At 71.9% G+C, this 21,793-nt stretch carries 18 protein-coding genes; 8 read left to right on the top strand and 10 right to left on the bottom strand.

The genetic code is table 11. The annotated features are described in order from the left end of the window. Window positions 1-320: 320 nt before the first annotated feature. Together DEFCA_RS0113255 and DEFCA_RS20810 are read left to right on the top strand one after the other, a co-directional pair. On the top strand, window positions 321-1,136 hold the full coding sequence (locus tag DEFCA_RS0113255) for a substrate-binding periplasmic protein (RefSeq protein WP_169709580.1): 816 nt from the start codon (window positions 321-323) through the stop codon (window positions 1,134-1,136). Continuing rightward, window positions 1,133-3,415: an ATP-binding protein gene (locus tag DEFCA_RS20810; protein WP_025323503.1), complete on the top strand. Its 2,283-nt coding sequence runs from the start codon at window positions 1,133-1,135 to the stop codon at window positions 3,413-3,415. The genes DEFCA_RS0113255 and DEFCA_RS20810 overlap by 4 nt, the downstream gene beginning before the upstream one ends. 119 nt (window positions 3,416-3,534) lie before the next feature. On the opposite strand, the gene DEFCA_RS24290 is transcribed toward DEFCA_RS20810, so the two are convergent. After that, window positions 3,535-4,482 carry a DUF523 and DUF1722 domain-containing protein gene (locus DEFCA_RS24290; protein ID WP_025323502.1) on the bottom strand — a complete coding sequence of 316 codons (948 nt, stop codon included), beginning with the start codon at window positions 4,480-4,482 and terminating at the stop codon, window positions 3,535-3,537. A gap of 415 nt (window positions 4,483-4,897) precedes the next feature. On the opposite strand from DEFCA_RS24290, the gene DEFCA_RS0113240 reads away from it, so the two are divergent. Both DEFCA_RS0113240 and DEFCA_RS0113235 read left to right on the top strand, forming a co-directional pair. Then, window positions 4,898-5,176: a type II toxin-antitoxin system Phd/YefM family antitoxin gene (locus DEFCA_RS0113240; protein WP_025323501.1), complete on the top strand. Its 279-nt coding sequence runs from the start codon at window positions 4,898-4,900 to the stop codon at window positions 5,174-5,176. Window positions 5,177-5,336: 160 nt separating this feature from the next. Then, window positions 5,337-5,597 (top strand): PIN domain-containing protein, encoded by a 261-nt coding sequence (locus tag DEFCA_RS0113235; protein WP_169709579.1) that lies wholly within the window; start codon window positions 5,337-5,339, stop codon window positions 5,595-5,597. On the opposite strand, the gene DEFCA_RS0113230 is transcribed toward DEFCA_RS0113235, so the two are convergent. The 8 genes from DEFCA_RS0113230 to rsmB form a co-directional block, all read right to left on the bottom strand. Further along, on the bottom strand, window positions 5,581-6,141 hold the full coding sequence (locus DEFCA_RS0113230; protein ID WP_025323499.1) for a hypothetical protein: 561 nt from the start codon (window positions 6,139-6,141) through the stop codon (window positions 5,581-5,583). The two genes, DEFCA_RS0113235 and DEFCA_RS0113230, sit on opposite strands and share 17 nt — an antisense overlap. Before the next feature lie 210 nt (window positions 6,142-6,351). Then, window positions 6,352-7,587: a ChaN family lipoprotein gene (locus DEFCA_RS0113225; protein WP_025323498.1), complete on the bottom strand. Its 1,236-nt coding sequence runs from the start codon at window positions 7,585-7,587 to the stop codon at window positions 6,352-6,354. 18 nt (window positions 7,588-7,605) lie between these two features. Further along, complete coding sequence (gene lgt, locus DEFCA_RS0113220) at window positions 7,606-8,364, bottom strand: prolipoprotein diacylglyceryl transferase (protein ID WP_025323497.1); 759 nt, start codon at window positions 8,362-8,364, stop codon at window positions 7,606-7,608. Between the two features lie 274 nt (window positions 8,365-8,638). After that, complete coding sequence (gene lspA, locus DEFCA_RS0113215; RefSeq protein ID WP_025323496.1) at window positions 8,639-9,127, bottom strand: signal peptidase II; 489 nt, start codon at window positions 9,125-9,127, stop codon at window positions 8,639-8,641. Further along, the gene (ileS, locus tag DEFCA_RS0113210) at window positions 9,124-11,919 is read right to left on the bottom strand and encodes an isoleucine--tRNA ligase (protein WP_025323495.1); all 2,796 of its coding nucleotides are present in this window, start codon (window positions 11,917-11,919) and stop codon (window positions 9,124-9,126) included. Before ileS ends, lspA begins: the two co-directional genes overlap by 4 nt. Window positions 11,920-12,013: 94 nt before the next feature. Continuing rightward, window positions 12,014-12,667 carry a ribulose-phosphate 3-epimerase gene (gene rpe / locus DEFCA_RS0113205; protein ID WP_025323494.1) on the bottom strand — a complete coding sequence of 218 codons (654 nt, stop codon included), beginning with the start codon at window positions 12,665-12,667 and terminating at the stop codon, window positions 12,014-12,016. Window positions 12,668-12,727: 60 nt separating this feature from the next. Beyond that, complete coding sequence (locus DEFCA_RS20805; RefSeq protein WP_025323493.1) at window positions 12,728-13,681, bottom strand: PASTA domain-containing protein; 954 nt, start codon at window positions 13,679-13,681, stop codon at window positions 12,728-12,730. Beyond that, a complete protein-coding gene (rsmB, locus tag DEFCA_RS0113195) occupies window positions 13,678-15,039 on the bottom strand; it encodes a 16S rRNA (cytosine(967)-C(5))-methyltransferase RsmB (RefSeq protein ID WP_169709578.1) in 1,362 nt (453 codons plus the stop codon). Before rsmB ends, DEFCA_RS20805 begins: the two co-directional genes overlap by 4 nt. Before the next feature lie 573 nt (window positions 15,040-15,612). Between rsmB and DEFCA_RS0113190 the strand changes: the two genes are divergently transcribed. From DEFCA_RS0113190 to DEFCA_RS0113175, 4 genes are read left to right on the top strand one after another with little or no spacing between them, the layout of a single operon-like run. Continuing rightward, on the top strand, window positions 15,613-16,887 hold the full coding sequence (locus DEFCA_RS0113190) for a methyl-accepting chemotaxis protein (RefSeq protein WP_025323491.1): 1,275 nt from the start codon (window positions 15,613-15,615) through the stop codon (window positions 16,885-16,887). Beyond that, a complete protein-coding gene (locus tag DEFCA_RS22610; protein ID WP_025323490.1) occupies window positions 16,884-17,318 on the top strand; it encodes a chemotaxis protein CheW in 435 nt (144 codons plus the stop codon). Before DEFCA_RS0113190 ends, DEFCA_RS22610 begins: the two co-directional genes overlap by 4 nt. Then, window positions 17,315-17,680: a response regulator gene (locus DEFCA_RS0113180; protein ID WP_025323489.1), complete on the top strand. Its 366-nt coding sequence runs from the start codon at window positions 17,315-17,317 to the stop codon at window positions 17,678-17,680. The genes DEFCA_RS22610 and DEFCA_RS0113180 overlap by 4 nt, the downstream gene beginning before the upstream one ends. Beyond that, window positions 17,677-19,602 (top strand): chemotaxis protein CheA, encoded by a 1,926-nt coding sequence (locus tag DEFCA_RS0113175; protein ID WP_025323488.1) that lies wholly within the window; start codon window positions 17,677-17,679, stop codon window positions 19,600-19,602. The genes DEFCA_RS0113180 and DEFCA_RS0113175 overlap by 4 nt, the downstream gene beginning before the upstream one ends. Window positions 19,603-19,631: 29 nt before the next feature. Here DEFCA_RS0113175 and DEFCA_RS0113170 read toward each other — a convergent pair whose 3' ends face one another. Beyond that, a complete protein-coding gene (locus DEFCA_RS0113170) occupies window positions 19,632-21,722 on the bottom strand; it encodes an HD domain-containing protein (protein ID WP_025323487.1) in 2,091 nt (696 codons plus the stop codon). Window positions 21,723-21,793: the final 71 nt, after the last annotated feature.

The raw sequence follows: 21,793 nt of genomic DNA, 5'->3' as shown, positions 1-21,793 counted from the left end.
CCGCTGTCCTCTGAATTCTGACCCCTGAATCCGGCCGCGCCCAGCGCGCCAGCAGACCCCCTGCCCGCGGGTCGACGGCGGCGCCATCGGGAGCCGCTCCCACAGGTTCGTGCAAGCTACGAAGATGGAATCACGCAGGTTTTAGCCGCCTAGCCGCCTAGCTGCCCAGCGGGCCGAAGGCCCCCGACCGGCGACCAACGACTGACGACCGACGACCGAAGTTCCTGGGAAGGGTTGGGCGGGATCGTTCGTCTCAGGGCCGCGGCCGGAAAGCAAGCGGGGGAGGAAGGGAAACGGCGATGCCCCTCGGGTTGAGTCGCGTGGCACGTGGGAGCCGGGGGTTGTGGGCCGCGGCGGTGGTCCTGCTCCCCCTGCTCTGCCCTCCGGGGGCCTTTCCGAAATCGTCCGCCGAACCGCTGCGGGTTCTCTACCTGCATCGCCCCCCCTACTACGAACGTCTGCCGGACGGCCGGGCCGGCGGCGCCCTCGTGGAGGTCGCCCGCATGGTGCTCGAACGGGCGGGCGTTCCCCACGAGTTCGTCGAGATGCCCCCCCGCAGGATCCTTCGCATGGTTCGAGACGGGGAGCCCGTGTGCTCGGTGGGCTGGTTCCGCACCCCGGAGCGGGAGGCGTTCGCCCGGTTCAGTGAACCGATCTACCAGAACCTTCCCATGGGCGCCCTGATCCGGCGGGAGAAGGCCCCCCTGTGGCCGGAGTCCCCCACGATGCGCCAGGCCCTCGAGAGCGGGCTGGTGCTGGGGCTGGTGAAGGGGTTCCGGTACGGTCCGTGGGAGGAGCGCTTCCGAGAGGTCCGGCGGTCCCTCGCCGTGGAGCGGATCGAGACGACCCAGGAGAGCCTGTTCCGCATGCTGTGCCGGGGAAGGGTCGACTGGATGCTGATCTGCCCGGAGGAGGCGGGTTACCAACTCCGGGTTCGCCCCCGGCTTCGCAGCTGCTCGGTGTTCCGGCGCTTCGAGGACGCCCCCGAGGGGAACCGCCGGTACCTGATGTTCAGCCGGGCCGTGCCCCAGGAGGTCGTGGAGGCGGTGAACCGGGCGATCCGGGGGGTGGTGGACTCCCCGGAGTACCGCGGCATCGTGCGAAGGCTCCGGGATGTGGGCGGAGGGCGACCGTGAGCCCGCTCCGGCCGAAAAGGCCGCTGCGGCGGTCGGTGTCGTCGCTGGTGGCCCTGAAGCTGGTGCTCGTGGTGGTGGTGTCGTGCCTCATTCCCATCCCGGTCGTGTACCTCACCACCCGTTCCGAATGGAACGGCCGGCTCCAGCAGCACGCCGACGAGATGGTGGAGGCTTTGGCCCGGAGCCTGGAGCTCCCCCTGTGGGAGATCGACGAGGAGGGGCGCCGCTCCGTGGTGCGGGCCTACGTGGAGAGCGGGGCGGCGGCGCGTGTGCGGGTGTGGGACACCGACGGAACCCTGCTGGAGGACTGGGGCGGCTCACCACAGGGGCCGGATCTGGTGGTGCGGCGCAGAACGGTCCGCCACCAGGGGACCGAGGTGGGCACCGTGGAGGTGGGCGTGAGCCCCCGGTTCATGGTGTCGGCCGGTCGCCGGATCCTGTGGTCCAACGTGCTCGTGATGCTGGTGGTGGCGTTGTCCATCGCCGGGGGGGCGTTCCTGCTGGTGGGGCGTCACATCCGGCGGCCGCTGGAGGCGTTGGGCCAGGCCCTGGATCGCCTGGCCGAGGGGGACTACGAGTTCGACCCCGGCGACCGGATGCCGTGGGAGTTCCGCAGCGTGATCGAACGGTTCCGCCGCATGGCGCGCCGGATCCGGGAGCGGGAGGCGGCCCTCGCAGAGGTGAACCGGCGGCTCGAGCACGAGGTGGAGGAACGGGTCCGGGCCGAGGAACGATACCGGGCCCTGTTCGAGAACGCGGTGGAGGGGATGTTCGTCAGCACCCCCGACGGGCGGTACCTGGCGGTGAACCCGGCCCTGGCCGAACTCTACGGGTACGACTCGCCCGAGGACCTGCTTCGGTCGGTCCGGGACATCCGCACCGACGTGTGCGCGTTGCCCGAACAGCGGGACGAGTTCCTGGCTCTGCTGGAGCGGCACGACGTGGTGCGCAACTTCGAGATGAAGGCCCGTCGGCGCGACGGCAAGGGGCTGGATCTGTTGGTGAGCGCCCGGGCCGGCCGGGGGCCCGACGGCCGCATCGAGACGATCCAGGGGTTCGTGCTGGACGTGACCCAGCAGCGGATCATGGAGGCCCAGGTGCTCCACGCCCAGAAGATGGAGGCGGTGGGCACCCTGGCCGGCGGGGTGGCCCACGACTTCAACAACCTGCTCCAGGCGGTGCTGGGCTACGCCGAGCTGCTGCTCGATGCCCGTCCGGACGATTCCGCCCTGGTGCGGGGGCTCGAGGGGATCCGGAAGGCCGCCCTGCGGGGCCGTTCCCTCACGGAGCAGCTTCTGGCGTTCAGCCGAAGGGCCCCGGAAGAGAGCGGGGAGCGGGAACCCCTGGACCTGAACCGCTCGATCCGTTCCGTGTTCGATCTGCTGGGTCGTACCCTGCCCCGGATGATCCGGGTGGAGCTGGACCTGGAGGAGCCGCTGTGGAAGGTGCGGGCCGACCCGGTCCAGGTGGAGCAGGTGCTCATGAACCTGGCCCTCAACGCCAAGGACGCCATGCCCGACGGCGGCACCCTGACCGTGCGGACGCGGAACGTGCGGCTGGGGGCCCAGCCCGACCCGGACGCCCCGCCCGAACTGCCCCCCGGCCGGTACGTGCGCGTCTCGCTCTCCGACACCGGCCACGGCATGCCGGCCGACGTGCTGGAGCACGTGTTCGAGCCGTTCTTCACCACCAAGGAGGTGGGACAGGGCACCGGCCTCGGGCTCTCGTCGGTGTACGGGATCGTGAAGGGGCACGGCGGAGCGGTCACCTGCGAGAGCGTTCCCGGCAAGGGGGCCAGCTTCCACGTGTTCTTTCCGGCTGCCGACGCCGACGCCGCCCCCACGGAGGCCGGCCCCGGAGCCGGGACCCGTGGCCCCGCTCCGGCGGGTGCGGGCACCGTGCTCGTGGTGGACGACGACGAGTCGGTGAGGGAGGTCTGCCGGGATGTGCTGGAGCGGGCGGGGTACGGGGTGATCGCCGTGCCGGACGGCGAGACCGCGCTGGAGGTGTACCGGGAACAGGGGGACCGGATCGACCTGGTGGTTCTGGACCTGAACATGCCGGGGATGGGGGGAGAGCGGTGTCTGGAGGAGTTGCTCCGGCTGGATCCGGGCGTGCGGGTGATCGTGGCCACCGGCTACCTGGACGCCGGGATCCCCGGCGACCTGTGCGGCACCGGGGGGTGCGAGGTGCTCCAAAAGCCCTACCGCTCCGTCGATCTGCTCCGGGCCGTGCAGCGGGCGCTCGAAGCCCCGACCCCCTCCCGGAGCCCGGGCTGATTTCCGCTAGGACGCTGGGATGCTAGGAGGCCAGGCGGTTCTCGCACCGCGCCAAATCTCGGGGACATGGGGGCGGCTGGAGAGCCGCGTGCGGACGCAAGCAGGTCCCCCTGCCGAGCTCACTCCCCGAGCTCCAGGGGGTGAGGGGCCAGGTACGGGGAGTCTGCCAGATCCTTCCTCCCCTTCCTGCGGGCGAGCTCCCGTAGGAGGGACGCGACGGCCGCGAGCGATCCCCCGCCCTCCTCGTATGCCCGGATCGCGGCCGCCAGCCGCCCCCGGTCCCCGGCGTCGAGATCCTCGGCCACCACAGAGGCCCCGTGCCGGAGCGCGACGGCATGGGCCCGACGGGTGGGACGGCGGGCGAGTGTCTCCAGAAGGAGCGCCTCGTACCGTGCCCAGGCCTCGTCCACGGAACGGTCGGCGGCCGAGACCGCGAGCCGCTCCAGGCCGCGGCAGCGGTCCGGATCGTGGCTGAGGAGCCCGAGCCGCTCCCGCTCGTGGAACTTCCGCAGGGCCCTCGGATCCGGCGCGGTCGCCCGAGCCGCCCTCCAGCGCCGGAGCGTGAACACCCGGCGGAACAGGTGTGCCCGGGGCTCCGGGCGGTGGAGATCGGTCTCCTCGGCCAGGGGTAGGAGGGGTGCCCGTCGGGCCAGCTCGGCCGCAAACAGCCCTCGGCCCGGCACCGGGTCGCCCTGCCGGGGACGCTGCGGGTACACCCGGGCCGACTCCACCGCGCAGGACGGGGACCGGGCCTTCAGGATCGCGGCGTCCGGTTCCAAGGCGGCCAGATCGGCCGCCCGGCGGCGGAACACCGCAGCCAGCTCCTTCGTTCGGTCCCGGCCGGTCTCCACGGTCACGGCTCGGGGTCCGGCGGGGTCGCCCACCAGGTCCATGGCTTCCCGGGGCACCCCGAGCCCTGCCTCCGCCTCGGGGCACACCGCCACGAGCTCAGCCCAGGGCGCCAGCCCGGCCACGGCCGGGTCGAGCTTGTGGCCCCCGTCGTAGCGCACCGGATCCCCCAGCAGGCACGCGCTCACCAGGATGCGCAGGCGGGCGTGGGTTTCCATTGCAACACCTCCGTCGGGGTCTCCCACAAGGTCACCGCTTCACGCGGGCCGGCTCGGTTGCTGCTGCTCGACGCACCGGGTTTGACGCCTGCGAGGAAAGAGACTACGGTGACTACATCTTATGCCGAGTTGCATTCAAAGCTATCGGCCCCCTGCTCAGAGGGGCAAGGGACCTGCCGGAGAGCGGGGCGCGGCCCTTTGGCTCGCCGGGCAGAGCCTCCGGCGTCTGGACTGCGAAATGGTGCGGATTTCAACGGGTTGCCATGAAGCCAGCTCCCCTGCTCCGTGCCTGCGCGGCGAATCTCAATGCCTGGCTTCGCGCCCGGCCGGAGGCAGGTCCCTTGCCCGCCCCCGGATACGTATCCGGTGGATGGCGACCCGGTATTAGCTCTGGTTCACCGAAAGAGGGAACATCATGCCGGTACGGGTCGGAATACGGGAAGCGAAGGCGCATCTCAGCCGATACCTACGGTTGGTCAAAGGGGGCGACGAGGTGATCGTCACCGAGCGGGGTCGGCCGGTTGGGAAGATCGTTCCCTTCCGGGACACCGACCTGTCGGTCGACGACCGGATCGAACGGCTTCAAGCCGAGGGAATCATCGGGCCGCCCAAGAAGTTGGCAAAAGTGCCACACCCTGTCCAGGCGGGCGGCAAGAGTGCGCAAGAGTACCTCAGGGAGGACCGGGAAGGTTGAAGGTTCTTTACTGGGACGCCTCTGCGCTGTTGGCGGTATTGGTGCGTGATGTGCACACGGAGCAGGCCCTCTCGTATGCGCGGGCGGGCACTCCGTCGTCTCCACCCTCGCCGCCGCGGAGACCTTTGCCGTCTTGCGTCGGATGCGCCACGAGGGGGCCTTGTCCCCGGATGCCCATCGGGCCGCGGTAGAGGCCTTCCAGGCCGGGCCGTGGCGTGAGCTCAATCTGCAGCCGTCGTGGAAGGTTCTGGGGGAGTTGTCCGAGCGCCACGTGCTGAAGGGTGCAGATCTTTGGCACCTGGCCACGACCAAGACCCTTCAGGCAACCCTTCCCGAGGCGAGGATTCTCACGTTCGACCGGGTGCTGTCGGCTGCAGCGAAAAAGGAGGGATTGGCGGTGGAGCCTACCGCCACCCCTTGAGCCGGGCCTCGCGCCAGCGGCGTTCGCGCTCCACGATCTCCTCCGGGGTGGCCAGGGTGTTTTCGATGCGCAGCCCCCGGCGCTCGGCCTCGTCCAGGAGGGCCGCGGCGGCCGGCACGTCCTCGGGCCGGCGGCGGCCCAGGGGAAGGTAGAGGACCTCGCGGCCGTCCCGAAGGAGCAGGGTCACGGTGAAGGGATCGCGCTGACCGCCCGAGCCCAGGGAGCCGATCACCACCCGCCGCACGGCCGGCCACGGCACCCGCAGCCGGCCCAGGGCCCAGCCGATCCATATCCCCCGGTCGTCGAACCGGGAGGTGAGGCGCCACGGCAGGGTGGTGACCACGAGGGACGCCCCGGCGAGCACGAGCGTGGAGAGGGCCCAGAACACCCAGCCGGGCTCGAGCCGTGCCGCCTGGAGCCCGGTCCGGCCGGCCAGGGCCCCCAGCCCCAGGCCGCACCCCACGGTGGCCCAGGCCCGCCACCCGGTCAGATGGCGGTACCTAGGGGGGGCGTTCGGCGGGGTTGGGGGGGCGGCATGGGGCATGGATCTTCCGGTAGCTTTGGGCCTTCGGCCCTAGCCCGCATTATTCATGAGCGTTCGTCGCGAAACCGTCGAGTGTGCGTCAGGTCGGGGCAAGCGCAGCAACGAGGGGCGCAGGCGTACTGGACGGTACGTCGAGCCCCGAGGCGCGAGCACGCCCCGAGATGGCGTGCAATCGGCGGTTGCAGCAGAAGGCTTCATGAATAATGCGGGCTAGCGTTCCCCCCCGTGCTTCACCACGTCGTACTCCACCTGGAGTTCCCGACGCTCCCCGTTCCGGACCACGACCACCGGCCCTCGGTCGCCGGGCTTGTGCTGGCCGACCTGAAAGGTGAGGTCGAACAGCTCCTCCACCGGCTCGCCGTCCACCGACACGATCACGTCGTCCTCCTGGATGCCGGCCTTCGCCGCCGGGCTGTCGGGCATGACCCCCAGCACCCGGGCGCCGCCGCCCTCGGCCTTCTCGATCCGGACCCCCAGCATCACGCGCTCGTCCTCCAGGTCGTCGTACCCCACGGCCCAGTACACGTCGGCCGGGCGCAGGGGGAGGTCGGGGGGGGTCACGTCCATGAGGACCTTTTCCTGCTTCTCCTCCGGGATCTCGATGGTCAGGGGGTCCACGATCGCGTAGGCCTCGGGCACCCTCCGGAACAGCCGACGGGGCATGCCGAACCCGTAGCGCACGTGGTTGCCACCCGCGAACACCACCAGGCGTTTGCCCCGGCCCTCGGGGCTTCGGAGGAACCGGGCCGCGGTCTCGGCCATGGTCTCGTCCCAGATCACCTGCACCCGGTAGAAGGCCTCGCTCTGGTTGGTGCCCTCGGAGTGCCCGCCGAAGATGGCCCGGATGAAGGCCCGGTGGTACGGGTCGGCCAGGTCCATGTCCTTCGGAAGGCGGTTGCGCAGATCCTCGTCCAGCTCGTCCAGATTCGGGGCCCGGGAGGCCGCCCGGGTGAGGTCACGCCCGGCGTTGAGGGCCAGCACGGGGATCCCCTCGTCCCGGACGAACCGCAGGATGTCCCGGTAGTAGCGCCAGGAGTTGGGGCCCCACGAGGGGGACCAGGCCGTGCGCACGAACTCCCGCTCGCTGAGCTCGCCGGCGAGGTACGCGTCCACCTTCTCCTGGTACGGCCGCCGCAGCATCTCGAGCCCCAGCACCACCTGGCCGGGGAACCGTTCGGCCAGGCCCTTGAGGATGGTGAGCTCCACCTGGTGGTCGTAGACGTTGTCGTGGGTCTCGCCCACGTACACCACCCGGTACGAGCTCAGGTACTCCAGCAGCTCCTCCTGGGAGAGCTTGCGGCCCGTGGCCAGGTGCACGATGTCGCCCTTTTCCAGGCTCGACAGGTCCCGGTAGGGGGACTCCACGCGGTCCACGGTGAGCAGGGTCTGCGCGCACCCTCCCAGGAGGAGGGATGCCGCGACGAGGAAGAGAGCGGTTGCTCGCATCGATGCCTCCCGCGCATGCTATTGCCCCTCCCCCCGCCGGACCCACAGGAGCCACAGGCCGAACAGGAACAGGGGGATGCCCAGGGCCTGGCTGGTGCTCAGGGGGCCCAGGGAGCCCCGGGGGTCGTTCCGGAAGAACTCGACCATGAACCGGAACGCCGGGTACAGCACCAGGTACAGCCCGAACACCCGTCCGGTGCCGCCCCAGCGCTTCCGAAACCCGAAGTACAGCACCAGGAAGATCACGAAGTTCCCCACGGCGCTGTAGATCTGGGTGGGGTGCAGCGGCAGGTTCAAAGGGGCCAGCCCCCGGGGATCGGTGAACGTCACCGCCCACGGCAGCCGGCACTCGGCGCCGTAGCAGCACCCTGCGAAGAAGCACCCGATCCGGCCCAGGGCCTGGCCCAGGGCCAGCCCCGGCGCCACCGCGTCGGCCGTGGGCCACACCGGCAGGCCCGCGTGGCGCACGTAGGCCAGGCTGGCCAGGGCCGCCGTCACGAACCCGCCGTAGAACACCAGGCCCCCCTTCCAGATCTCGAACACCTGGAGGGGGTGGTCCACGAAGTACTCCCACTCGACCAGCACGTAGAACAGCCGTGCGCCCACCAGGGCCGAGATCAGCACCACCAGGCCCAGGTCCTGGACCTTGCGGGGCTCCATGCCGAGCCGGCCGGCCTCGCGGCCCGCGACCCAGATGGCCACGAAGAACCCCAGGGCCACGAACAGGCCGTAGGTATAGACGGTGAGTCTGCCGAACTGAAACAGAATCGGATGCATGGGTCCGTTAGAAGGCTCGAAGGCTAGTGTTCCGTTTTGCAAAAACGTATGCGGACTGCGTGGGTGGGGCTGGGGGCTCCGACGAAGCGCGACGGCCGAGCAGGCCGGGCCGCCCGGCGCGAGCGGTGCGGCCGCGGCGCGTGCTCTCACGCGCCGCAGCGGACCGCGCCGAGGCGGCCCCTGCGAGGCCGTTCAGCGAAGGAGGGGCCCCCAGCCCCACCCCCTGGGAGAACCACGAAATACTAGAAAGCTGGAACGTTGGAAAGCCTTGGGTTCATTTTTCAGGCTTTCGGGAGCCCCGGAACTCCTCCAGGAGCAGCATGGCCACGCCCACGGTGATGGCCGAGTCGGCCAGGTTGAACGCGGGCCAGTGGTACGAGCGCCAGAACACGTCCAGGAAGTCCACCACCTCGCCCCACCGGACCCGGTCCACCAGGTTGCCCAGGGCCCCGCCGGCCACCAGGCCCAGCGCCCCCAGCGTCCAGCGCCGGTCCGGGGCCAGGCGGGCCACGGCCACGCCGATGGCGGCCAGGGCCACCAGGGTCACGATCACGAAGAACGGGGTACGGAACCCCGCGCCGTGGTCCGCGAACAGGCCGAAGGCGGCCCCGGGGTTGCGCACGTAGGTCAGATGGAACCACCCCTCGATCACGGGGCGGCTCTCGTACAGCCGGAACGAGGCCTGCACCCACGCCTTGGTGAGCTGGTCCAGGGCGAGGGCCGCGGCGGCCGGCGCAGCGAAGAAGAGGAGCTTGGCCCTCACCCGGCTGCCTCGGCCAGGTGTTTCACGCACCGGGCGCAGGCCGCGGGGTGCTCGGGGTCCTGACCGACGGTGGGGGAGTAGTTCCAGCACCGCTGGCACTTCTCGCCCTCGGCCCGCTCCACGGTCGCGCCCACGCCGGGCAGGTCCGGGTCGGTGAACGCGCCTCCCTCACCGGGCACCAGGTCCACCTGGCTCACGATGAACAGGAACGGCAGCTCCGACGCGTAGGGGCCGAGGAACGCCTCCCACCGGTTGTCCACGTGGAGCACCACCTTGGCGTCCAGGGAGTGGCCGATGAGCTTGCGCACCCGGGCGGTCTCGGCCGCCCGGGTCACCAGGGTCCGGAGCCTGCGCAGCCGGTCCCACCGGTCGGCCAGCTCGTCGTCCACGGCGTCGGCCTCCACCTCGGGGAACAGCTCCAGGTGCACGCTGTCGCCCGCGGCCGGTAGGTGCTGCCACACCTCGTCGGCCGTGAACGCGAGCACCGGCGCCATGAGCCGGCACAGCTTGTGGAGCACCTCGTACAGCACGGTCTGGGCCGCCCGCCGGCCCCGGCTCCGGGCGGGGAATGTGTAGAGCCGGTCCTTGAGGATGTCCAGGTAGAACGCCGACAGGTCCACCGCGCAGAAGTTGTGGATCCGGTGGAAGATGACGTGGAACTCGTACTCCTCGTAGGCCCGGCGGCACCGCTCGACCAGCCGGTTCAGCCGGTCCAGGCAGTACCGGTCGATCTCCCACAGGTCGGAGCGGTCCACCCCGTCGGACCGGGGGGCGAAGTCGGACAGGTTGCCCAGCAGGAACCGGCAGGTGTTGCGGATGCGCCGGTAGGCCTCGACCAGGCGCTTCAGGATCTCCTCGGAGATCCGGATGTCGTCCCGGTAGTCCTCGGCCGCCACCCAGAGCCGCAGGATCTCGGCCCCGTACCGCCGGATCACCTCGTCGGGGCTGACCACGTTGCCCTGGCTCTTGGACATCTTGCGGCCCTGCCCGTCCACCACGAACCCGTGGGTCAGCACGGCCCGGTACGGAGCGTGGCCCCGGGTGCCCACGGCGGCCAGGAGGCTCGAGTGGAACCAGCCCCGGTGCTGGTCCGAGCCCTCCAGGTACAGGTCGGCCGGGCTGTCGAGCTCGGGCCGCTTCTCGCACACGGCCGCGAACGACACCCCCGAGTCGAACCACACGTCCAGGATGTCCTGTTCCTTCTCGAGGCGGGTCGAGCCACACGAGGGGCAGGCCGCGCCATCGGGCAGGAAGTCCTCCAGGGGCCGCTCGAACCAGGCGTCCGCGCCCTCGCTCTCGAACACCTCGGCCGCCCGGTAGCTCAGGCGGGGGTCCAGGTAGGTGGCGCCGCAGTCGGCGCACCGGGCCGCCGTGATCGGCACGCCCCAGGCCCGCTGGCGCGAGATGCACCAGTCCGGCCGGTCGCGCACCATGTTGTAGATCCGCTCCCGCCCCCACCGCGGCACCCACTGGACCCGGTCGATCTCGGACAGGGCCTTCTGCCGCAGCCCGGTCTTGTCCATGGAGATGAACCACTGGCGGGTGGCCCGGAAGATGATGGGCTGCTTGCACCGCCAGCAGTGGGGGTAGGAGTGCTCGATCTCCTCCTCTCGGAGGAGTGCCCCGGCGTCGCGCAGGGCCGCGTTGACCTCGGCGTTGGCCTGGAACACGTGCCGGCCCGCGAACCGGTCCCCCACCTCGGCCGTGAACCGGCCCCGGTCGTCCACCGGGGCGTAGGGCTCCAGGCCGTAGCGCAGGGCCACCTCGTAGTCCTCCTGGCCGTGGCCCGGGGCCGTGTGCACGCACCCGGTGCCGGCCTCCAGGGTGACGTGGTCGCCCAGCACCACCACGCTGTCCCGGTCGTACAGGGGGTGGCGGAACGCCTTGCCCTCCAGGGCCACGGGGTCCACCCGCACCAGCTCCCGGCCCTCGTCGACGCCGGCCGCCTCCAGAACCACCGGGGCCAGCCGCCGGGCCAGGATCCACACCTCGCCCGAACCCGCGGGCGCCTCGTAGGCCGCGTACTCGAACTCGGGGTTCAGGGCCACGGCCAGGTTGGCCGGGATGGTCCAGGGGGTGGTGGTCCAGATCACCACCGACACCCGTTTGCCCGCCAGGGCCGGGTCGATCTCGGCCGGGTCGCCCCCGAACGGGAACTTCACGTAGATGCTGGGGCTCCTCTTCTCGGCGTACTCCACCTCGGCCTCGGCCAGGGCGGTGCGGCACGAGGCGCACCAGTACACCGGCTTCTGGCCCACGTACACGGCCCCCGCCTCCACGAACCGGCCGAACTCCCGGGCGATCTGGGCCTCATAGGCGTAGTTCATGGTGAGGTAGGGCTCATCCCACAGCCCGAACACGCCGAGCCGCTGGAACTCCTCGCGCTGGATCCCCACGAACCGATCGGCGTAGGCCCGGCACCGCCGCCGCACGTCGGCCTTGGAGAGGGTCTCCTTCTCCGACCCGAGCTCCTTGTCCACCTGGTGCTCGATGGGCAGCCCGTGGCAGTCCCACCCGGGCACGTACGGGCTGTGGAACCCGAACATGGACCGGCTCTTGACCACGATGTCCTTGAGGATCTTGTTGACCGCGTGGCCCATGTGGATGTGGCCGTTGGCGTACGGGGGCCCGTCGTGGAGCACGAACAGGGGCCGGCCGGACGAGTTGTCGAGTATGCGGCGGTACAGCCCCTGCTCCTCCCACCGGGTGAGGATCTCCGGCTCCCGCTTGGCCAGGTTGGCCCGCATGGGAAAGGCGGTCTTGGGGAGGTTCAGGGTCTCTTTGTAGTCCATCAGCGCGTCCTCCGAAGGCCTGGGGCAAGCCCCGACAACCGCCCGGAAGCCCGGGCAAAAAGAACGCCCTACCTTAGCAAACCGACCCGGGGAGTCAAGAGGCGCCCCGGCGCAGCCGCTCGATCGCGCCGGCGTAGTCCTCGGCCCCGAACACGTACGACCCGGCCACGAACGCGTCGGCCCCGGCCCGGGCGCACGGCCCGATCGTTCGGTGGGTGATGCCCCCGTCCACCTCGATGTGGAACGAAAGGCCCCGCTCGTCGGCCATGCGGCGCAGCCGCTCGATCTTGGGAACGGCCAGGTCCAGGAACGACTGACCCCCGAACCCCGGGTTCACGCTCATCACCAGCACCAGGTCCACCAGGTCGAGCACGTGCTCCACCGCGCACACCGGGGTCGAGGGGTTCAGGCTCACCCCGGCCTTCCGGCCCAGGTCCCGGATCTGCTGGAGGTTCCGGTGCAGGTGGGGGCATGCCTCGGCGTGCACCGTGAGCACGTCGGCCCCGGCCTCGGCGAACGCGGGCACGTAGCGCTCGGGCTCCACGATCATCAGGTGCACGTCCAAGGGCTTGTCGGTGGCCGCCCGAACCGCCCGAACCACCGGCGGGCCGATGGTCAGGTTCGGCACGAACCGGCCGTCCATCACGTCCACGTGGATCCAGTCGGCCCCGGCCCGGTCCACGGCCCGGACCTCGTCGGCCAGCCGGCCGAAGTCGGCGGAGAGGATGCTGGGAGCGATGATTGGCATGGGGGAGGACTCCGGAAAGAAAGGGGCGATCGTCAGATTGCAGTGCGGGGGCGCCGGTCGTCAAGGCCCCAGGTCGGCCGCCGAGGCGGTCTGCACCACCCGGCCGTCCACCCGGAGCTCGGCCCGGTCGGCCAGGCCGGCCGGCACGGCCACCCGGACCACCCGGCCCCGGGGCACCCAGTCGTCCCAGACGGTCCAGGTTCGGCCGCCCGATCGCCAGATCAGCTGGACCCGGGCCTTCCCGAACCCGGGGGGCACGGCGTGGAACAGGTACAGGGCCCGACTGAACCCCACGGCAGGGGCCGTGCCGGCCACGGTGAGGGCCACCGCGGCCCCGGCCTCGGCCGGAAACCCCGGAAGGGGGTCCTGGGCCACGATCCGCCCCGCCTGGGTGGGGTCGAGCAGCTCCACCTCCTCGATCCGGCCCACCCGCAGCCCCATGCGGTCGATGCGGTCCAGGGCCTCGGCCAGGGGCAGGCCGGCCAGCCGGGGCATGCGCCACCGAACGGGCCGGGGGCCCCGGCTCACGACCAGGGGCACCTGGGCCCCCCGGGGCAGGGTCCGGCCGGGCTCGATCCCCTGGGCCACCACCGTGCCCTCTGGGCCCCGTCGGATCCGGACCTCCACCGCGGCCTTGAGCCCCAGTTCCTCCAGCCGGATGCGGGCGTCCTCCAGGGCCAGGCCCCGCAGGTCGGGCACGGGGTGTCGCTCAGGGCCCCGGGACAGGATCACCCCCACGCCCCGCCCCGCCTTGACCCGGGCGCCGGGCCGGGGGCGCTGGAGGATCACGTGGTTCTCCGGCACCGTGTCGGAGTAGTCGAAATCACGCACCTCCAGGTCGAGGCCGGTTCCCTGGAGCCGGTCCAGGGCCTCGCCCAGGGCCAGGCCCCGCAGGTCGGGCACCTCCACCTCGGGGGTGTTCTCCACGAGCCAGGCCACGGCCAGGTAGGCGCCGAGCCCGGCGGAGGCCAGGAACATCGCCCCATAGAGGGCCGCGACCAGGGCCCGCTTCACCGGTGCTCTCCCCCGGTGCGCCGGAGGCGGGCCGCGAAGAAGCCGTCCAGGGCCGTAGGGCCGGCCTCCCCCACCCCCTCCGGGAAGGTGCGCAGGAACCCCTCGGCCGTGACGAACCGGGCCCAGGGGGCGTTCGCGTCGGGCGGCGCCTCGACCTGGAACTCGGGCCGGTCGGCCAAGAACGCCGCGATCACCTCTTCGTTCTCGGCCCGGAGCGTGGTGCAGGTGGCGTACACCAGGATCCCCCCCGGCCGCACCCGATCCGCGACCCCCCGCAGGATCCGGGCCTGGAGCCCGGGCAGGTCCTCGACCTCTTCGGCCGTGCGGCGCCACTTGGCCTCGGGGGTGCGCGAGAGCACCCCCAGGCCCGAGCAGGGGGCGTCCACCAGCACGGCGTCGAACTCCCGGGCCGTGGGCGGGCTCGCCGCGTCGGCCGCGACCACCCCCACGTTGGGGAGGCCGAGCCCGCGGACCAGCTCCCCCACCCCGCGGGCCCGGTGGGGGTGGAGGTCCAGGGCCAGCACGGAGCCGCCCTGCCCCACCCGTTCGGCGATCTGCAGGGTCTTGAGGCCGGGCGCGGCGCAGGCGTCGAGCACGCGCCACCCCGGCTGGGGAGCCAGCACGTCGGCCACGAGCTGGGACGCCTGGTCCTGGACCACGGCCCGGCCCTCGCGAACCAGAGGGAGGTCCCGGGGCTGACCCTGGAACCGGACCCACACGGCCTGCGGTGCGTACCGACCCGGCCCGGCCTCGACGCCTTCGGCCCGGAGCCGGGCCAGGGCCTCGGCCCGGTCGCCCCGGACCCGGAGCCAGGTCTCCGGCACCCGGGAGGCGGCCCGGCACAGGCGCTCGGCCCCGGCCTCGCCCCACTCGTCCAGCCACCGCTCAACGATCCAGGCCGGGCAACCGAAACGTAAGGCCAGGCGCTCCGCGGGCTCGTCGGGCAGGGGGAGGTCCGGGCCCTGCCGGGACAGGTTCCGGAGCACGGCGTTCACGAACCCCGACGCGTGCCCCAGGCGCCGGCGCCGGGTTTCCTCCACGGCCTCGTGCACCGCGGCCCGGTCGGGCACGCGGTCGAGGAACAGAATCTGGTAGGCGGCCAGGCGCAGGATCGTGAGCACCATGGGATGGATCTTCCCCAGGGGCCGGCTGCTGGCCCGGGCCAGATGGACGTCGATCCGATTCTGCCACCGGAGCACCCCGTAGACCAGGTGGGCCGCCAGGGCCCGGTCCCGGGGGGGCATGGACGGGTGGCGGCGCAGGTGGGCGTCGAGGGCGGCGTCGGCGTAGGCCTGCCGGCGGGCCACCTGCTCGAGGACCGCCACGGCCACGGATCGGGGGTTCGGAGATCGGGTCACGGCATCATTACTCATAAGCCCGGCGAAAAGTCGGCTCGCGTTTGAGTTCTGCCCCCTGATGCGGCCGCGGCCGGCTCCCCGGCAGGTCCCCGGTCGGGGAGGGGAGCGCACCCCGTGCAGCGCGGGGAGCGGACGGCGAGCCGATTCGGCTCTGGGGGCGGCACTATACTAAGACCTCCAAACGTATTGCCAGGGTACGGGGTGGGGGGCTGCGATTCAGGTGTCAGGGGCCAGAGGTCAGATGATACGGCCGCACGCGGCTCTCCAGCAGACCCCACGCCCCCCGAAGCCTTGACGTCGGGGCTCAGGAGCCGCCCGGCCGCCCAGCGGCCTAGCAGCCCAGCCGCCCAGCGGCCCGAAGGCCCCAGACCGACGACCAACGACCGAAGCTACATGGAAGTCAAAGGGGCGAAACCGCAACGGTTTTCGGGTGTTTGTGGAGGTCCGGCGCCGGTGATAGACTCGGGCGGCCGGGCGGCGGGGTGCCGGCCCGCCGCCCGGCACGTGGGGCCGGGATCCGGTTCTCGCCGCCCGGCCGCCTCGCTGCCTCGCGGCCCAGCAAAAAGGTGATCCATGCGCATCGAGATGGGGTACAAGTTCATCCTGGGGTTCATCCTGGTCATCGCGGCGGTGGTGCTGGTGCCCTACCTGGTTGGGTTCCTGGATCTGCCGCCCTGGGCCCAGAGCCTGATCCCACCCCTGGCCGCCATCGCCGTGGGCCTGGCCATGGGCAGCGCCCTCACCAAGGGGCTCACCCGGCACGTGGGGGAGCTGCGAAGCGCCACGGTCCGGATCGCCGAGGGCGATCTTCGACACGCCGTGAACCTGGGCGAGCGGTGGTTCCCCGACGAGCTGGACGACCTGGCCGGGGCCGTGAACGCCATGCTCACGAACCTGCGCCAGATGGTGGCCCACATCCTGCGCACGTCCACCGAGGTGGCCTCGGCCGCCCAGAACCTCTCGGCCACGGCCGAGGAGGTGAACGCCTCCACCGAGGAGATCGCGGTGACCACCGAGGAGGTGGCCCGGGGCGTGGCCGAGCAGAAGGGCGAGGTGGAGCGGGTGGTCCACCGGATCCACGATCTGGAGGCCGGGCTCCAGCGAATCGAGGGCACCTGCCGCCTGGCGGCCGAGGCGGCCGCCTCGGCCGAGGACCAGGCCCAGGCCGGCACCCGCACCGCGCGGGAGGGATTCGCCCGGCTCGAGTCGGTGCTGAGCGACCTGGAGCGCTCCGCCGAGGCGGCGGTGGCGTTCTCGGAGCAGATCCGGCAGGTGCAGCGGTTCGCGGACGTGATCACCAACCTGAGCCGCCAGACCACCCTGCTGGCCCTGAACGCCGCCATCGAGGCCTCCAAGGCCGGCGAGGAGGGCAAGGGGTTCGCGGTGGTGGCCAGCGAGATCCGCAAGCTGGCCGACTCGGCCGAGAAGAGCGCCGACCAGATCACGGCCTTGCTGCGGCGCCTGGACCAGGCCGGCCAGGGGGTCCGGGGGCTCCTGGAAGCGTCCCGGGGCAAGGTGGCCGAGGGGCGGGAAGGGCTGGAGGCGGCCGCCCAGGCGCTGGGGGAGATCACCGGGTTCGTGGGGGACAACGCCCGGCGCATGGGCGACGTGCTGGCCGTGATCCAGGAGCAGGTGGAAGGGGGCCGCGAGATCGCCAAGTTCGCCGACCGGGTGGCAGCGGTGGCCGAGGCGAACGCCGCGGCTACCCACGAGGTGTCCACCACCCTCGAGCACCAGACGGCAGCCATGGAGGACATGGCCCACGCCGCCATGCGGTTGAGCGAGATGGCCGAGGACCTGAACCGACGGGTCTCCCGGTTCCACCTGCCCGAAGAGGCCGAGGCATGAGCGCGGCTCCGGTGCTGGTGGTCGAGGTGGACGGGGAACGGTTCGGGATTCTCGCCGACCGGGTCCAGACGGTGGTGGGGTATCAGGAGCCGGTGCCGATCCCCGGCCGACCTAAACCCCTGCTGGGTGCGCTGAACCACCACGGCGAGCTGCTGCCGGTGGCGCACCTGGCCTCGCTCCTGGGCCTGAAGCCCCGGCTCGATCCGTTGCGCTCGGTGGTGGCGGTGGTGGACTGGGAGGACGGCCTGTTGGGGTTGCTGGCCGAACGGGCCCACGGGCTGCTGACCCCGCTGACCCGGGTGCGGGTGTCCCAGGTGCTGGGCCGCTGGGACGGCCCGTTCCTGGACCAGACCCTGGAGGTGGAGGGCTCCCGGGTCCACGTGCTCGACCTGGAAGCGATGTTGGGGGCCTTGGCGGAGCGGATCCGGTGAGCCGCGTGCTGGTGGTGGACGACGCCGCCTTCATGCGCCGGACCCTGCGGGACGTGCTGGAGGGGGCCGGCCACGAGGTGGTGGCCGAGGCCCAGGACGGACACGAGGCCTTGGAGCTGTACGAGACCGTTCGGCCCGACGTGGTCACCCTGGACCTGGTGATGCCCCGCATGGGGGGCATCGAGGTGCTCCGGGAGCTGAGGCGGCGCCACCCCGAGGCCCGGGTGGTGGTGTGCTCGTCGGTCAGCGACGAGACCTCGATCCTCGAGGCGATCCGGCTGGGGGCCCGGGACTACGTGCTCAAGCCCGTCTCCGCGGAGAAGCTGCGGGAGGCGGTGGCAAAGGCCGGGAGGGGCTCGTGAACGGCGGCATGGAGCGGTACCGGAAGCTGTTCCTGGAGGAGAGCCTGCGTCACCTGGAGGCGGCCGAGGAGGTGCTGGGCCGGGACGACCCCGGCCCCCAGGACCTGGAGGCGGTGTTTCGGGAGATCCACAGCCTCAAGGGCATGGCCGGGTCCATGGGGTTCGCGGCCATGGCCGAGCTGGCCCACCGGCTGGAGGACCTGCTGGACGCCTGGCGGGTTCGGGGCACGGCCCCCAGCCCGGAGGAGCGGGAGTTGGCCCTGCGGGCCTGCGACCGGCTCGCCGAGATGCGCGACGACATCGCCGCCGGCGGGGCGGGCGACGTGGCGTGGGATGACCTGGCCGGGCACTTGGGCCGGGCGGCCGCACCGGAGGGGGGGCAGGGGGCCGACGGCCTGAGGGTGCGGATCCGCCTGGCTCCGGACTGCGGGTCGCCGGCCGCCCGGGCGTACCTGATCCTGCTGCGGTTCCGGGAGGCGGACCCGGCCGTGGTGAGCGACCCGCCGGAGGCCGAGATCCTTCAGGGCGGCCCCCTGGAGGCCCTGGACCTGGTGGTCCACGGCCTGGACCGGGCCGACGTGGAGGCCCTGTACGAGACCCTGACGGAGGTGGCGGGGCTCGAGTTCCCGGACCCGGCCGGCGAGGAGGAGCCGCCCCCCCCTCCGGAGCCCGGTCCCGTGGAGCCCGCCCCTGCTCCGGCCGGGGGGGCCGCGGCGCCCCGGACCGAGGCCCCGCCCCCCGATCCGTCCGGCGGCGAGGGCCCCCGGGTGCGGCTGCCCGAGACGGTGCAGGTGCCGGTGGGGATCCTGGACTCGTTCGTGGACCTGCTGGGCGAGCTCACGATCGCCCGGAGCCACATCGAGAACTCGGCCCGGCGGCTGGGCTCGGAGGTGCTCCTCGAGGAGGTGGACCGGCTGGGGCGGATCGTCCGAGGGTTCCACAGCAAGGTGATGGAGCTGCGGATGCTCCCGTTCGGGCTGGTGGTGGGGGGGCTGCGGCGCCTGGTGCGGGACCAGGCCGGCCGGCTCGGCAAGTCGGTGACCCTGGAGGTCCGGGGCGAGGAGATCGGGCTGGACAAGTCGATCCTCAGCCGGATCTCCGACCCCCTGGTCCACCTGGTGCGCAACGCCCTGGACCACGGCATCGAGCCCCCCGAGGTGAGGGAGAGGGTGGGCAAGCCCGTCCAGGCCCGGCTGCGGATCGAGGCCGAGAGGGTGCGCAACCGGGTCGAGGTGCGGGTGTGCGACGACGGCAAGGGCATCGACGTGGAGGCGGTGCGGCGCCGGGCCGTGGAGCTGGGCCTGGTGTCCGACGCGGACAGCCGCTCGCTGAGCCCGGCCGAGATCTTCGGATTCCTGTTCCGACCGGGGTTCTCGACCCGCGAGGAGGTGTCGGAGCTGTCGGGCCGGGGGGTGGGGCTCGACGTGGTCAAGGCCCAGGTGGACGCCATGGGCGGCACGGTGGAGCTGACGTCCTCACCCGGGGAGGGCACCCAGGTGAGGATGAGCCTGCCCCTGTCCGTGGCGATCGTGCCGGTGCTGCTGGTCGAGGTGGGCGGACGGGTGCTGGCCCTGCCCACGGCCTCGATCCACCGCACGGTGGAGGCATCGCCCCGGGACGTGCGCCGCACCCCCGACGGCCACGTGCTCCTCACCGAGAAGGGCCAGGTTCCCATCGCAGCGCTGGGGAAGATCGTGGGGTTCCCGTGTCGCACCCGGTTCGAGCGAATGCCCCTGGTGCTGACCGCGTCCCAGGCCGGCACGGTGGCCCTGGCGGTGGACGCCTTCCTGGGCGAGCAGGATCTGTTCATCAAGCCGCTGAAGGGGCCCCTGCGCGCCCTGCGTGGGGTCGGCGGCTACTCGGTGCTGGGCGACGGCCGGCTGGTGTTCCTGCTCGACCCCCCCAGCCTGCTCCCCGCGTGAGGCTTCGGGCCGAAGGGCCCAAACGGGGATCACCCCGGCCCGCCCTGACCCGGCGGGGTGTCCCCCGCCGGGTCCAGCACCGGGAACACCCGGATGTCCTTGACGGCCGGCTTGCGCCGGAGGGCCCGGATGAGGCGGTTCAGGGTGCGGTCGCTGCCGGGTTGGATCCGGGCGGTCAGGAGCTCGTTGCCCCGGGGCAGACGGATCCGCTGGATGTCGAGCCCCAGGTCCCGGAACGCCGAGAGCACGCCGTAGAGCACCCCGGGTCCGTCCTCCAGCGTCACCTCCAGCTCCACGATGCCGGGGTCCCGCAGGTCGCCCCGGCTGCCCCGGTCCCAGGCCAGGGGCACGCCCCCGCCCTTGGGCAGGCGGTCGCATACCGTGCGGTGGACCCGGAGCCGCCCCTCCTCGGGCACCCCCACGATCTCGTCGCCCTCCACCGGGGCGCACACCGGGCAGAACCGGATGTGGGGGTCGTCGAACACGTACCGCCGCACCCGGCGGGTGGGGGCCGAGCGCTTCCGGCGGAACAGGGAGAGGCGGCCTCCGCCCGGCGCGGGCCCGAGCACCGTGTCGATCTCCTCCTCGCCGAGGCACACCCGGCGGTACAGCTCTTGGACCGGGATCTCGCCGAGCTCCTGGGCGCGCTGGGCCGCCCGCTCCTCGGCCTGGCGCTCGCTCAGGCCCCGGCTGCGCGCCGTCTCCACCACCCATTGCCGGCCCGTGACCGCGGCCCGCTCGGCCTCGCGGCGCCGCATGTACCGCCGTAGGCTCGACAGGGCCTTCCGGGAGTGGGCCCAGGCCAGGTACCGGTCGTCGGCCACGGGCTGGTCCGAGGTGAGGATCTCCACCCGATCCCCCGGCCGAAGCTGGGTCTCCAGGGGGACCTCCTCCTCGTTGATCCGGGCGCCCCGGGCCCGCAGGCCCAGTTGCTCGTGCACGGCGAAGGCGTAGTCCAGGGCGGTGGCCCCCTCCTCCAGGCTGAACACGTCGCCCCGGGGGCTCGTGACCTGGATGGCGTCCGGTTTGTGGAACCGCAGGAAGTCCTGGATGTCCATGTCCTCGTTCTCCAGGAACTCCCGAAGCTCCTCCAGATACTCTAGGTTGAACTCGGGGCTGGTGATGTCCATCGAGAGGAGGCCGAGGCGGTTGAACCGGTCGGCCGCGGCCGGGGCGAGGTAGAAGCTCAGGATCCGGCCCTGGTACGACACCCGGGTCTCCAGGGCCCGGAACCCGTTCTTGCGGGGCACGCTCAGGGTGTCGGAGAACCCTCCGGGCAGGGCCCGAAAGGCCGTGTGCACCCGGCCCAGGGCCCGGTAGGCGTCCTCCGAGCCGGCCGTGATGATCCGCACCGTGAACAGGTTCTCGCTGGTGGGGGTCACGTCGGGCCGGAACCGGTTCCACCGGAACTCGATCCGGGCCTGCAGGTCGCCGGGGAACGCTTCGGCCAGCCGGGTCCGCAGGGCCTCCATGGGACGGGCCCAGCCGTTGCGCATCTCCTCCTGGGCCGCCTGGAACGCCTCGAACGCCTCGGGGTAGAGGATGGGCCCGATCTTCTCGGTGAGCCGCTCGGCCAGGTCGGTCATGCACAGACGCCGGCAGATGTTGGCGTACATCTCGGCGCTCTCCCGGGCGATGCGGACCTGCTTCTCTCGACGGAACACCCCCAGGCTCTCCAGGTTGTCGAGCCGGTCGGCCAGCTTGACAAGGAGCACCCGGATGTCCTGGAGCACGTAGCTGAACAGCCGCTGGTACGTGAGCACCCGGCTGTCCTTGATCTTGGTGAGGGCCGCCACCAGGTCGGCGGCCTCGGGGAACTCCCGGCGTAGCTCCTCGTAGGGGTAGTCGGTGTCCTCCAGGGTGTCGTGGAGCAGCGCCGCCTCCACCGACGCCCAGTCCACGATCCGGCCGTACCGGCTGACCTCCATGGCCGTCCGGACCGGGTGCCAGATGTACTCCTCCCCCGTCTTGCGGCGCTGACCCGCGTGGAGCTGCTCGGCCCGGGCCAGGGCCCGGTCCAGCCGCTCGGCCAGCTCCCCCACCTGGGACTCCTCCAGCTCGTGGTGGAGGATGTACTGGGTGAGGATCTGTTCCTTCTCTCGGGTGAAGCGTTGGGTCACTTCGGGTTCCTCGGGGAGATGGGGTGAATGCGTGGTGCCTTCGGTCGACGGTCGACGGTCGTCGGTCAGGG

Source organism: Deferrisoma camini S3R1 (assembly GCF_000526155.1).
GTDB classification, from domain to species: domain Bacteria; phylum Desulfobacterota; class Deferrisomatia; order Deferrisomatales; family Deferrisomataceae; genus Deferrisoma; species Deferrisoma camini.
This window is presented reverse-complemented; position numbering and strand designations above follow the sequence as displayed.